Source organism: Colwellia sp. MB3u-4 (assembly GCF_014077065.1).
Lineage (GTDB): Bacteria > Pseudomonadota > Gammaproteobacteria > Enterobacterales > Alteromonadaceae > Cognaticolwellia.
The window spans coordinates 327,084-340,568 of record NZ_JACGVE010000088.1 but is presented as its reverse complement, the minus strand read 5'-3'; the positions used below and the strand labels follow the sequence as shown (position 1 = coordinate 340,568).

9 protein-coding genes are annotated in these 13,485 nt (G+C 40.2%); 1 reads left to right on the top strand and 8 read right to left on the bottom strand.

Annotated features, from left to right (window positions below; translation table 11 throughout):
• Nucleotides 1-240: 240 nt before the first annotated feature.
• The 3 genes from H4J61_RS15645 to H4J61_RS15635 are packed head-to-tail and all read right to left on the bottom strand — an operon-like array spanning nt 241 to nt 6,228.
• Complete coding sequence (locus H4J61_RS15645) at nt 241-642, bottom strand: hypothetical protein (RefSeq protein WP_182186031.1); 402 nt, start codon at nt 640-642, stop codon at nt 241-243.
• A 31-nt stretch (nt 643-673) separates the two neighbouring features.
• Nucleotides 674-4,462, bottom strand: a complete 3,789-nt coding sequence (locus H4J61_RS15640; RefSeq protein WP_182186029.1) for a translocation/assembly module TamB domain-containing protein — start codon at nt 4,460-4,462, stop codon at nt 674-676.
• Nucleotides 4,459-6,228 (bottom strand): BamA/TamA family outer membrane protein, encoded by a 1,770-nt coding sequence (locus tag H4J61_RS15635; RefSeq protein WP_310650070.1) that lies wholly within the window; start codon nt 6,226-6,228, stop codon nt 4,459-4,461. The genes H4J61_RS15640 and H4J61_RS15635 overlap by 4 nt, the downstream gene beginning before the upstream one ends.
• 350 nt (nt 6,229-6,578) lie before the next feature.
• Here H4J61_RS15635 and H4J61_RS15630 point away from each other — a divergent pair, with 350 nt between their 5' ends.
• Nucleotides 6,579-7,739 (top strand): cation:proton antiporter, encoded by a 1,161-nt coding sequence (locus H4J61_RS15630; protein WP_182186025.1) that lies wholly within the window; start codon nt 6,579-6,581, stop codon nt 7,737-7,739.
• A gap of 71 nt (nt 7,740-7,810) precedes the next feature.
• Here H4J61_RS15630 and H4J61_RS15625 read toward each other — a convergent pair whose 3' ends face one another.
• The 5 genes from H4J61_RS15625 to H4J61_RS15605 form a co-directional block, all read right to left on the bottom strand.
• Nucleotides 7,811-8,887, bottom strand: a complete 1,077-nt coding sequence (locus H4J61_RS15625; protein ID WP_182137825.1) for a chemotaxis response regulator protein-glutamate methylesterase — start codon at nt 8,885-8,887, stop codon at nt 7,811-7,813.
• 12 nt (nt 8,888-8,899) lie between these two features.
• Nucleotides 8,900-9,424: a chemotaxis protein CheD gene (locus tag H4J61_RS15620; RefSeq protein WP_182137824.1), complete on the bottom strand. Its 525-nt coding sequence runs from the start codon at nt 9,422-9,424 to the stop codon at nt 8,900-8,902.
• Between the two features lie 41 nt (nt 9,425-9,465).
• Nucleotides 9,466-10,296 (bottom strand): protein-glutamate O-methyltransferase CheR, encoded by an 831-nt coding sequence (locus H4J61_RS15615; RefSeq protein WP_220461287.1) that lies wholly within the window; start codon nt 10,294-10,296, stop codon nt 9,466-9,468.
• A 624-nt stretch (nt 10,297-10,920) separates the two neighbouring features.
• Nucleotides 10,921-11,457 (bottom strand): chemotaxis protein CheW, encoded by a 537-nt coding sequence (locus H4J61_RS15610; RefSeq protein WP_182137823.1) that lies wholly within the window; start codon nt 11,455-11,457, stop codon nt 10,921-10,923.
• A 10-nt stretch (nt 11,458-11,467) separates the two neighbouring features.
• Nucleotides 11,468-13,480, bottom strand: coding sequence for a methyl-accepting chemotaxis protein (locus H4J61_RS15605; RefSeq protein WP_404852071.1), 2,013 nt, complete (start codon nt 13,478-13,480; stop codon nt 11,468-11,470).
• Nucleotides 13,481-13,485 lie beyond the last annotated feature (5 nt).

The window sequence follows — 13,485 nt, the reverse complement described above, 5'->3', positions numbered from 1 at the left end:
CAATTGCTAATCAATTTCAGATCTTATTAGACATTAATATAGTGATATGATTTTAATCAATACTCCTTAACTAGTTTTGTTGTTTTTGACTGATGAATAAGAATTATCGTTATTTATAAGTCAAATATTTTATAACTTAACTTAACTTAACTTAACGTAACTACGAAATATAAAAAATAAATCCCCAAATGCCAACAAAAACGTCCATGTAATAAGTAATGAAAACTCAAGAATACCAAGTTATAATCTAACGGCTTGTAATAATTTTCCGGTTTTTTCTTCAAAGTCATCTTCAATGCTTTGAATTTCGCTTGCTATATTTTCGCTTGATACCTTGGATTTATGTAATTTTCTTTTAGCGCGAGCCAGTACTATGCGATGATGAAAATTAAGTCGACTAAGTAATAATCGTTCTTGTATTATACCACCCAACCCGGACCAAACACCCAGTATCACAATTAAACAACCACTGCGAGAAAGCCATTCTAAACCAGCAAATTGTATTATCGATAAATACACTCCAAGCATGGCTGTTAATATCGCCAATGACCAACTGATGAATGGATGACGTTTAGGAATGCTTACAGGTGTGACTATTGCTGTTGATGTTAGCTGGGTGGAGCCTGTTGAATCTGTTGACATAAACACCTTCTTTTTAATTTAATTGCCAGTACTAATTTTTGTCTTTGTCTTTGTCTTTGTCTTTAGTGGATGAAAACTGCTTTTTATAGTTGATGTTAGCACTTATTTCATCGCCACTAATGGCTTCAAACGATATATTCGGCGATAGCTTGTATTCAATATTCCACCCCGCCTGAACGCTACTGTCAGAGTCAATACTGGTGCCGTACCCTACATTTAAACGGTCATTAATTTTCGCGGCAATATCAACACGCGTGCTATTTCCGTTATTAGCACTTTTACTGGTAAAAGCCACATCTTTGAGGCCCAGTTGCTCACCAATTTTTTGCACTAATTTGTTGGCACTCTCTACCCCTAAACTAATGGCGGCACTGGTCAGTGCATTGCCCTCTTGCTGTGATAAAGAATCTAATTTTCGGCCAGTGATCAATAATGACAATACATTTTCATCCGCCATTGTTGGCTCTGAAAATAACGTTAAACGAGGGTTATGTATTGTGCCATCGGCAATAATCCCAACCTTGATATCATCAACTATACGAACCGCTCGAAACTGAATGCTTGGATTTGCTGCCGTACCCAGAAACAATAATTGCCCCTGTTCAATAGTTAATGTTTGCTTGTAGGCTTCAAATTTACCCTCTTTTAAATCTAAGCGACCATTAAGAGTCAAAGGTTGGCCGGTAATAAGTGATGAAGATAAATTACCCTGTATTTCGCTTGATAAACCAAAACCACTGATTTTAACATTGTCTCCTGCTGATAGCGTTAGCGAGATATTATAGTCAAGTGCTGGGTCTTTTTCGGCTAGGTTTTTTTCGTCAACAATAACTTGGTCTTCTGAAACACTAATGGCAGGTTTTGGCAAAGACGCTATTTTGATATCAGCTTGGTCAACAATTAAGTTACCGTCTACAGTTAAGTGCTTGTCTTGATAATTTGCCTTTAACATGGGCGAAACAATTAATTTATTATCATTATTATTGACCAAGGTAACTTGTTGACCTTCAATCGTTAGATTTGCTTTTATCGGCATTGATAGCTTTGCTTGCCCTGCTATTGTTAGTGCTCCCTGCGGGTTTTGTAATTCGCCTAATAATGTAATACGGTCTTGTTGACTACTTAATTTTACTTTGCTGTTACGAATATCTAAGCCATATTCATCAATAACTAAATGTTCAATGCCAAGCGAACCCTCGCCGGTAAATATTGGCTCACGCCAAGTGCCTGCCAAGGTAAAGTTTTGCACTAGACTACCTTCGATTTTATCGATACGTTTTTGCCACTGCTTAAGCCATTCAAATTGCTGTAAATTAACTGACAAGTCGCCATCAAGGCGAGCTGAATCAACCAGCGGCCAGTCACTGTTAAACTGGGCCGTTATTTCATCTTCGCCAGATAATTGTATGTTCAAACGAGTAGATATTTTATCTTTTTGCCATTTACCCTGCAGCTTTAACAGCGCTACCGTTAATAAATGCTTTGATAACTGTGTGTCAGCTGGGCTGCTTTCATCTGGAGCGCTCAAGGTAATATCAGTTTGTGCTAAGTCAAAGTCGACGGTAAAGTCAGGCGTAATCGACAACAACATCTGACCTGTAGGCATCGAAATTTCAGCTGGCCACTCGGGTAAGTGTAACTGGGTATTTATTGTCTGCCATTGCGTGGTGATTGCGATAGCATTTTGCTGTTGCTGGCTAAGTATAGTCAGTTCTTGTCCGTGTATTTGAACGTCAGATGACTGCCATTTAAAGCTTGGTATCGTTACATTGGCCGAAATTCCTGCCAATTGCTGACCTTTACCTGATAACGCTAACTGACCTGTCACCATACCTTCAACTTCCTGTGGATATTGTGATGACTGAGCGAGTAGCCTGGACTGCCAATGCTTAACCTGCTGGAAAATCGGTGACATTGACCATTGTTCGAAAGTTAAATTAGCTGACCACTGCTCTGCTTGCTTATCCGCATTGATACAAAGTGTGCCGCTACCGCTAAGACATAGATTTTTTATTCGTTGATTATCAGCACTTAATTGTAATTGCTCTGTGGTTAAAACAAGTGTTTGTTGTTGGTTTTCGGCCTTAAAATCAAGGTCACTGATCTGCCATATAGCCTTTGATAAATCACTACCGATGCTAAATACTTTTGCATGTTGTTGCAGTAATTGACCATCAAAGCTTAATTTAACGCCTGTTTTTTGAGCTAATGTAGCGCTAATGAGCATGTTATGATCAGCGGGTAAACCAGAAACTTTTAAAGATGGTTGTTCAAGGCTAAACTCATTAATATTAAGGGCGTCGGCCTTAACATCGCCCTGCCAGCCTTCGCTAAAATCTAACGCCCAATGAATATTTTTACCGTCAAAGTTTGCCAGTGCAAGTTTACCTATCTTGCCTTGACTAGAAATAAACCATTGAGACTGCTGTTGTTCTACCTGCCAACTTACATTGACATCAGCCAACTCAAAGACATTGTTTAATGCTAACGAGCGACCATTAAGCTGACCTTTTAGCGAAAAGTTTTCAGTGCTTGGATTATCAAGATTAAACTCACCTTGTATTGCTGCCGTTAAATTACCCAATGTTAACTTGTTACTTTTAACCGAAGCAACACCTTGTTTAATGGCCAAATCAAGGCTCGCTAGCACTGGCCATGATTGCTTTATCGCAGGGGTGCTTTGGTCAATCGCCTCGGGCAGTGCTTGGCGCAAGGTTGTGGCGATTTGCGCGGCATTCAGCTCATTTTTTAATAACAAAGAGACGGCTGAACTCGCACGCCAATCTACTACATTAGCTAGCTCGGTATTAATGGTTAACTGTATGTCTTTAAACTCTTGCCAGCTTGTCTGTGTTTGTAAATTAGCGCTCAGCTTTGGCCAATTGAGCTCAAAGTTTGCTTTGGTTTGTTCGAGTGTAATAGCTTGACTGGCCAACTCAACTTGTTGTTTATCAGCTATTAATATGCCACGCTTTAAAAATAAGCCTTGGTTATAAAACCAATCGCTAGTCACTAACATTTGATTAGGCGATTGCAATTGTAACGTTAATTGTGATGAATCAGTAATATTGCCTTTAGATTTCACACTGACCGAAAGTTTGGCCCCCAGCACCTCAACCGCTAGCTGATGCGGCCACTTTTTTCGCATGTCAAAATAACCAGATACCGCTATCTTGTGTTCGTCAAATGTAAGCTTTAACGCACCGACGCTTGCTTTGCTACGCGCGAAGGCTAATTTTTTTAATACTAGACCGCTAACATTATACTCTGTATTAGCTGAAGCTGTGTTTGCTAAAGGGGCTCTTTCTGAAGATATGCTTGTTGCGGGGTCACTGTTTTTCGCTGGCGTTATTTTAGCGCTCATTGCCTGATAGCTAATACTAGCCATAGTCACTTGCTTCACCTTGAGCGCAATAGGTAATGTCACTGTAGCTAGCTTGGGTAAAGCCTCTGGCGAAGATGTGGTTTTTTCATCGTTAACACTCGATACCACTAAGGTACTTAAAGCAATGCTATCGCACGACACCAAACGGTCAATCAAGTGCAACCATTGGCAGTCAACCGATAACCCGGTCATCTGTACTTTGGTGCCCTCTTGTTGCCATTCAAGCTCGGCTAGCTTTAGGCGAGTATTTAATGTGCCACTGATTTTACCTAAACGTAGCTCCTGTGGTTGCAGTTGGGCAATGCGCGCAGCTAGCCACTGCAAACCTGATTCGGTCGTGTAAAGCCATGAGAGCATTAACAGCGCGATAACCATTAAGCCAGTAGCCACTAGGCTGAACCACTTTAACAGCGCTTTCTTTTTGAAGTAACTCATAAATCTGGCCCTATGGTGATATGAAAACGCCAGCCTTTATTACCATCAAGTGCTTTAGCAATATCGAGTCGAATAGCACCAATCGGTGTTACCCACCTTAGACCAGTGCCGATTGATTTATATATCTTCCAATCCCGCCAATCATTAAATGCATTGCCTTGATCGGTAAATACCGCCCAACGAAAGTCGTCATTAAATAAGTAATCAACCTCAAGACTTGACGATACAACATGCTTACCACCTAGTGAGACGTTGTTCTCCAGAGGCGACAAACTTTGATGTTTATAACCTCTGACTGAAACATCACCGCCGGCAAAAAATCGATAATTTGACGGCATAGAGCGATTAAAATCCTCGGTATCCATCCACGTAGTGCCCAAACGTGCACGTAACAATAATCGCCAGTTATTATTGAGTGACCAAATACGTTTTACTTTTTGGTCCGTTTGTAAAAATTTTATATCGGGATCGCTAAATTGCTCACCACTAAAACGAAATATACTTTGCCAACGCCAACCTGCTATAGCGGAAAAGGGATCGGTAACACTGTAATAATTGAGTTGCCATGAAGGTACAATATATTGCAAACTACGATTCACGTTAGCATCTGATTCTAACAGCTCTTGTGCCATGGCAATTGACCATTGACTAGACCAATTTGCGTTGATTTTATTGGCCAGCACAGACTCTAAGGTGAAAATTTTACTGCGACCTATTTCCTCATTTTTAATCTGATAACTTACTAGGTTTATCCATTGACTGTTGGCTTTATCTAACGGTATTTGGTATTGAAACGTTGCGTGTATATCGGCAATATCGAGCTTTACTTTATTAAAATCTATGGCGGCAATATATTGATGAGCGCTACTGTTTACTCGTCGATTTCTCCAGCTTACCCCTAGTTTTCCGCCACTGTCTGTGCCATAGCCTAACAAAGTTTTAAGTTCATATTTGTCAGTATCCAATATTGAAAGGCTAACATCGACCGTTTTTGTCAGATGGTCAACTGACTGTTCAACCACCACTGATTTAAAAAAACCAGAGCGATTTAAGGCCTGCTGACTGGCAATAATGTCGAGTTGACTATAATTGTCACCAGAGCGAATGGTTGAATAACGATGGATTAAGTCATGGGATAAAACTGTGCCCTCAATCGTCACCTTGTTAATGCTATAGCGAGCGCCACAGTTGAATACCCAATGCACATCGGCTTGAAACTGAGCCACATCAACATTTAACACACTAGATGAAAAAGTGGCGTTTAATAAACCTAACTCTTGTGCTTCGCGTTGCAACGAGGCTTTGAACTGGCTGTAATCGCCATGGTTAATAATTTTTCCTTGGGTAAATGGATGTTTAGTAATAAGTTGGGAGATTTCCTTAATTTCATTCTCACAGTTGAGCACAATATTGGTGTTGTGCCAACGCACAGGATCCTGTAAATCAATGGTGAGTATTTTGCCTTGTTTATCGTCAGCTAAGGTTAACACAGGCTGGTAATAGCCCAATGCCTGCAACGCGCTACGGGCTTTAGTCAAAATATAATTGTCTGATTGCGGAAAACCCAGCAGTGACAATGGAATGGTATTTTCGTTACTGCTCAAATTACGTAAAATATTGGTTTTTAATGCGCTTTCAACACCCATAATATTGAGATGGGTACCAACATTATCACCAGGCTCTGCTGAGTGCACTGCAAAGGCATTTGCTAACATTAAAACAGTCATTAATGTATAGAGTGGTCGATTGCGGTAAGGGGAATTCACTTGTTTCAATATTCTTCCATGGTTAATTGACTGATAAAAATCAAACATCAGCATAATAATTATGACGGCTTTGTGGCAGGAGATCATTAAATAAATATTATTTACAATAAATCATTCGAATACATCGCGCTGGTAAATTAAATGCGTTTAAACTCATGCTTTAATTGAAACTTCAACTAAAGGTTAAATTAAGGCTTAAACCAAGGCATTAACTAAGACATTGACTAAGATTTAATTGACTGGATTTTTAACCTTGTTTTACCCTGCTTTATGCAATATTTATAATGCGTAGCTCTACTTGCAAGCTTATTAACTTACCATAAACCCGATGATTGAAAAGGATACTAGCTATGCATATGGACCCATTGTTACCGCAAGCGGTTGGCGCCATTTTCTTTATATTATTGTTAGGGTTTATCTTGAGTTTTTTTCGACAGCCTCATGTGGTCGCCTATTTAATTGCTGGCATTGTTATCGGACCTTGGGGCTTTGGTTTAATTACCGACAGTGAAAGTATTTCACGCTTAGGTACGGCGGGTGTGGTTTTGCTACTATTTTTTGTTGGTATGGAAACCGATATCCATAAATTAGTCAGCAACTGGAAGTTAATTATTTTCGGCACCCTAATGCAAATTGTACTAAGTGTTGGCTGTATTTGGCTTTTAGGGCTTTGGTTTGACTGGAGCATTGCAAGAATTGTGTTAATTGGCTTTGTTATTAGTCTCAGTAGCACCGCCATAGTGATAAAGCTATTGCAAGACAACTCCATGCTATCGTCGAACCTAGGACAAAGCGTTTTAGGCATCCTGCTCGCGCAAGACTTAGCCATTATTCCGATGCTAATTATTATCGGTTTACTCGGTGCAGGAAATATCGACAATGTACAGCTAGTCAAGCAAAGCGCTGGCACTATTCTGGCGATAGCCTTGTTCAGTTTTATTTTCAGCCGTAAACAAGTGCATTTACCCCTATCAAAATGGTTAAAAGACGACCGTGAGTTGCAACTGTTTGCCGCGTTAGGTATTTGTTTTGGCCTGGCTATGTTGACTGCATGGTTTGAATTATCAACTGCTTTAGGGGCTTTTATTGCTGGTATGTTAGTAGGTGTTGCTAAAGAAACGCTTTGGGTTCATCGCACCCTAGATTCTTTCAGAGTGTTATTTGTTGCGCTTTTTTTTGTTTCTATTGGCATGCTGCTTGATATTAGCTTTTTGATAACACATTGGCTGCAAGCTACTATTTTAGTGATAGCGGCATTAATTACTAATGTTTTTATTAATGCGGTTATTTTAAAACTCTCAAAATATAGCTGGAAGGAAAGTTTATATGCTGGGGTACTATTGTCACAAATTGGTGAATTCAGTTTTGTCTTGGCCGCGGTGGGTCATCAGGCGAATATTATTAATGGATACGGTTACCAATTAGCCTTGTGTGTTATATCGCTGTCATTACTCACTAGTCCTATTTGGATTGGTATGAGCAAAAAATGGCTCAAATTTGCTCATACTTAGCTAAAGTTCGCGTTAATATTCGATAAAGATTAGCTCTTGGGGGATTAAATAATAGCTAGATAACAGCAGGATTAATTGAAAGCATTCATCATTTTTGAAATATCTTCAAGTGAGCTTATTTTCTTAACTCCTCCACGTTCAATAGCAACCGCAGGCATACCAAAAACAACACAACTTGCTTCATCCTGTGCCACTGTAAAAGCACCAAGATCAAACATTTCTTTCATACCATTAGCACCATCATCACCCATACCCGTCATGATAATACCCAGGGTTTGTTTTGCCGCTGACTGCGCTACTGAGCGAAACAACACATCTACCGAAGGCATATGCCGGCTCACTAGAGGGCCATTTTTTATTGAAACATACAATTTTCCTGCTCTATTCTCTACAATCATATGTTTGTCACCTGGTGCTATCAGCACTTTACCTGTTTCAATCATATCGCCATTTTTAGCTTCTTTCACGTAGACTTCTGAAACAGAGTTTAATCGTGTTGAAAAGGTGGCAGTAAAAGCTTTAGGCATGTGCTGCACGATAACTACGCCAGGTGTATCTTTTTTTAGTGCAGAGATAACAAACTCAAGCGCTTGAGTGCCACCAGTAGAGGCACCTATAGCGATTAACTTGTTCGATGGTGTTGACTCTACTGGTGCAAGCCTTGGTAAGATGACATCTGCTGTCTCCTTTTTTTGAACATTTATTATTGTTGTGGGCATTTTAAGCGGCATGCTTAGATTACTGAGTTTAGCTTTAGCGGCTGCTCTTATCGCATCTATAATCAACTTTTTTTGAGCACCTAGTTCCTGTTTCAGATTCGAGGTGGGTTTGCCAACAATTTCCACCGCGCCAAGACGAAGTGCTTTCATACTGGTCTCGGAGGATTTTTGAGTCAATGTAGAGCACATAACAACGGGGTAAGGATTTTCCTTCATGAGTTTTTTCAAAAATGTCAGGCCATCCATTCTAGGCATTTCAACATCGAGTATAATCACGTCAGGTCTAATTTTTTCCAATTTTTTGAGTGCAAATATGGGGTCCGAAGCTGTGTCAATAACTTCCATACCTGATGATTCATTGATAATGGCACTCAATACTTGTCGTACAATAGCCGAGTCGTCGATAACAAGCACTTTAATTTTATTCATGTGGTGTAACTCCTAATTAATTCCACTTTGTGATCTCATCGATTGCTTATGAACATCTTCAGATTGATATTTAACCCAAACATCGCCTGTACTAACATCCATAACAATTCGTCTATGTCCTTGTTCACCTACATGTACCACATTGATTTCGACTTTTCTCTTCATTAATAATTGCATTGCCTTGGCTGCATTTTTTTCGCCAATGAGGCGCTCGCTCGAATTCGCTTTTTTAGCGAACATGTTAGCACCGCCAAATATTTTCGCCTGATAATCCCTATAATTTGTTTGATGCAATTTAATCGCCATATCAAACAGTTCCATCGCCTCTTCGCCGTACCGGCCATCGAGCTCTGCAGGCTTTACTTCATTTTTTGGTCTGCTTGGCAAGACAAAATGGCACATGCCGCCAATATGTAAAACTGGATGCCAAAGACAGATAGCAATACATGACCCCAACACAGTGTGCACATGCGTACCCGGCTCAGCGAAAACAAAATCACCCGGATGAAGAAAAACTTGTCTAATGCCATGTTTCATTTTTGACCACCCTAATTTGGAATATATATAAGCATAGCTATTTATTTTTTCTGATAGACAGTTGGTGCAATCAGTTTAATAGGTAGGTCCATACCTTTGAGCGACTCAGAATGACCAATAAACAACAAACCTTTAGAGCGTAACTTTGATGTTAGACTTCGAATAATATTTTTTTTGGTTTTATTGTCAAAATAAATTAAGACGTTACGTAAAAATATAACATCAAACTCACCAACTTCAGGCAAGAGTTTAGTTAAGTTAATTTCTGCAAACCGGGTTTTTGCCCGTAATTTTTTATCTACCAATAAATAACCGTCATACTCACCCGTTCCCTTCAGACAATACTTACGCAGAAAATCTTTTGGAATCGCATCAATTCGATGACACTGATATAGCCCACTCTTTGCCTTTTTGATCATACGGCTACTTATATCTGAACCAAAAATTTCCCATTGGCCCCTAGAACCAAAAAAATCATCCAACACCATAGCAATACTATAAGCCTCTTCACCACTTGAGCTAGCAGCACTCCATAAGCGAAAATTGCGATCCTTCGGCTGGTGTTGTAGTACCAAATTCTTCAGGAGATTCAAATGTTCAGCCTCTCGAAAAAAATAAGTTTCGTTGGTGGTTAGTAAATCAATAGCCATCTGATATTCTATGCTATTTTTATTTAATAACAGCTCAATATACTGATCGAAGCTATTTAGCTGATGATGTCGTAAGCGTTTATTCAAACGAGAGCTAACTAACGTCTGCTTGCCCGACCCTAAATCTATACCAGCCTCATTGTAAATGAACTCTCTGATTGTTTGATAGGCATTAGCAGATACCTCTGGTTGCTCAAATCTTGGTGTATTCAGTTTATTCAATGTTATTTCCCAACCTTCTGATAGCAAGTCCAATCCGCAATACTATTTATTAGTGGCATTATATTTTCTCGACTCAATATTATTAGCTATGTTTTAAAAATTTGGCAGCAAGTTCCACATTTTAAAACAACCTCAACTGTCGAGCTGGCTCTTCCTTACGGTCAAGTTCGACTAACTAGTTATAAGCATACTTCCTTATTTTTTGCTCACCTACATTTCCAATGATTTCAACAAAATGACTTGCGATCAACAACGTACCGACCAAAAGTACTTTTTTTGGTATTAGAAAAAAGTCTAAAAGTCTCTTACTGAAATGCTTTTTATTATTTACATTTTTCGATTTGGCGATAAATGAGGTAAGTTTTTAACAACTATATGAATATTATCTTCCGGTACTTTTAGGTCTATGATATCAAAAATATAATCATAGCTAACTTTAAAATGAGAGCCTTTTCGCTTTACCTTAAGGCTCTTCAGTACTTGCTAACAATACTATCTAGCTATACTCTCTAACTGTACTTTGTCGTGCAAAAAAATAAACATCAAACTAAAACATGATGCCTATTTCTCTGAACAACTATAAACTTTTACGCTATACGCTTAAATAAAGTTCATTTTACTGTTTTAAAGTGTATCGCTCTTGGATGGTGTCGTCAGCTCATCGGCTATATTAGTGATGGCAGATAACTCGTTGATCGAGAGCACATGATTAACATCCAGTAAGATCATTAATTTATCATCTATTTTACCCATACCCTGAATAAAGTCAGCACGTATTTTGGCACCGAACATGGGTGCTGCTGCTATATCCGAGTCTGCCAGTTCGATCACTTCATTAACAATATCAACAACCATACCGACCTCGACACTCTCACCGTCTTGGTCCTCAATATCAATAATAATGATACTGGTGCGTTTACCAACCTCTTTGGCTTGATGTTCAAAACGCCGAGCAAGATTGATCACTGGCACGACGTTACCGCGCAGGTTAATCACGCCTGAGATAAAATCAGGCATTAGTGGCACTATGGTTAAATTGTCATATTCAATAATTTCCCGAATATGCAATATACCGACACCATATGTTTCATCGTTGAGTACAAAAGTTAGGAATTGCTGAACATTTCCCGAACTAATGCTCTCATTCGTTGGCTTTGACATATCACTTTCCTTAAAATCGTTCGAATTGTTTTTCGTCAATGACAGCGGATTCCTGATACTTGATCGATTTATGTGGTTTCAGGTTATTAGATGGTGAAGGTGCGGCACCTGCTTTAAAACCCGGAGTAGCCGAACCATTACTGTTCAACCTGAAAAAACTCATCATTTCAATCAGTGATTGCGACTGATTACGCATTTCATCGGCAGTCGCTGCGAGTTCCTCTGAGCCAGCTGCATTTTGTTGTGTTACTTGATCAAGCTGATTCATCGCACTGGTAATCTGGCTAGCACCAGCGGCCTGTTCTTCAGAGGCGGCAGTAATTTCCTGCACGAGTTCTGCAGTGCGTGAAATATCGGGCACCATTTTTTCTAGCAAACCACCCGCTTTTTCAGCAACTTTGACACTAACCCCCGTTAGTTCGCTAATTTCTGTCGCGGCTACTTGGCTTCGCTCGGCGAGCTTACGTACTTCAGCGGCAACTACTGCAAATCCCTTACCGTGTTCGCCAGCTCTTGCCGCTTCTATTGCCGCGTTGAGTGCCAGCATATTGGTCTGGTAGGCGATGTCTTCAATAATAGTGATTTTCATAGCAATATCTTTCATTGCCTGTACGGTGGCGATAACAGATTCACCCCCTTCTTTAGCCGCATTTGACGACTCAGTAGCAATGCCGTCAGTTACCCGTGCGTTTTCACTGTTTTGATTAATTGACGCACCCATTTCTTCAATCGAAGCACTGGTTTCCTCCACGCTCGCGGCCTGTTCACTAGCGCCCTCGCTTAGACTCTGTGCGGTGCCGCTGATCTGCTCAGAAGCTGCCGCCAGTGCAGTGGAACTACTATTTACTTCGCTAATAACAGAGACCAGTTTCTCGCGCATCGTAATCATTGCCGCTAATACACCAACGACTTTACCTTTGGTATGTGTCTGCTCAGATTCAAGATCACCCATAGCAATTTTTTCAGCTATTTCAAGGATAACAGGTGGCTCAGCGCCAAGTTGCGACATAATGCCACGAATAATCCATACTGCAGTACCCAAGCCTATTAGCACACCTAGCACTAATATGGTCAACATTAGGTTGCGACCTTTTTCGTAGTTCTCTGTGCTGGACGCTTTGTCTTGTTCAAGCTCCTTTTCGTTCATAACAACTATCGCAGCAATTAAGTCTGTCGCTGCATCGTTGAGCTTACGTCCTTCGCCATTAGACAACCTAGAAGCTTTGATATTGCCATTTTCCCGGCTAATGCGATAAACATCTTCATTGATATCAGTGAAGGTATTCCAAGCCTTGGTAAAGGTATCAATATAAACTCTGCTCTCGGTTGTTGCCATCTTGTTCAACTCAGTAAGTCGGGCGTTGAGAGTGGCGTTGATGTTAACAATGACCTCGGCGTACTTATCTATGCCTTGCTCTGTAGATTCCAACAACAAGCTCTTTTCGGCGCTCTGTACTTCTAGTATGTTTTGAATGATGCGCTCAGCCATTAATGTTCGGCTGACGGCGAGATTGTTACCGTCTATAATTTGCTCATCATTTTGAGCAGCTACAGCTTTCATTGCTGTTGCTGCAATTTTAAACGCTCTTTGACCGCTGTCAGCAGACAACGCCTGCCCCTTAACCGTTGAGTTCAAGCGAGAAAAATCTGTAACCTGCTCGTTGACTTTTAAATATTCATCCCAGCTACTGTCAAATTTATCCAGCATGGCTTTGCCATCATTATTTACCAGTCTGCTTAGCTCTTGACGACGTTCCTCCATTCCTACACGTCTCTCATCGACGATAGCCTTAAATTGATTCATCTCTTCAACAGTTTGCGCTAGGATGATGTTTTTCTCCGCACGCGAAACCGCGATAACGTCCTGATTGATGCGTCCGCCAAGTTTGATTTTCGTCGCCGAAACATCTGCCATCCTGTCGATACGCTCATCCATCTCCGACATGATATTGAGGGACATTGTCACCATAAATATCATCAAAATTACCAATATGCTAAACCCTGCGGTCAACTGTGCCTTCATTGTGA

Excerpts from the sequence above, each read along its gene's own strand:
- H4J61_RS15645 (WP_182186031.1), bottom strand. The coding sequence starts at position 642 with ATGTCAACAGATTCAACAGGCTCCACCCAGCTAACATCAACAGCAATA.
- H4J61_RS15640 (WP_182186029.1), bottom strand. The coding sequence starts at position 4,462 with ATGAGTTACTTCAAAAAGAAAGCGCTGTTAAAGTGGTTCAGCCTAGTG.
- H4J61_RS15630 (WP_182186025.1), top strand. The coding sequence starts at position 6,579 with ATGCATATGGACCCATTGTTACCGCAAGCGGTTGGCGCCATTTTCTTT.
- H4J61_RS15625 (WP_182137825.1), bottom strand. The coding sequence starts at position 8,887 with ATGAATAAAATTAAAGTGCTTGTTATCGACGACTCGGCTATTGTACGA.
- H4J61_RS15620 (WP_182137824.1), bottom strand. The coding sequence starts at position 9,424 with ATGAAACATGGCATTAGACAAGTTTTTCTTCATCCGGGTGATTTTGTT.
- H4J61_RS15610 (WP_182137823.1), bottom strand. The coding sequence starts at position 11,457 with ATGTCAAAGCCAACGAATGAGAGCATTAGTTCGGGAAATGTTCAGCAA.
- H4J61_RS15605 (WP_404852071.1), bottom strand. The coding sequence starts at position 13,480 with ATGAAGGCACAGTTGACCGCAGGGTTTAGCATATTGGTAATTTTGATG.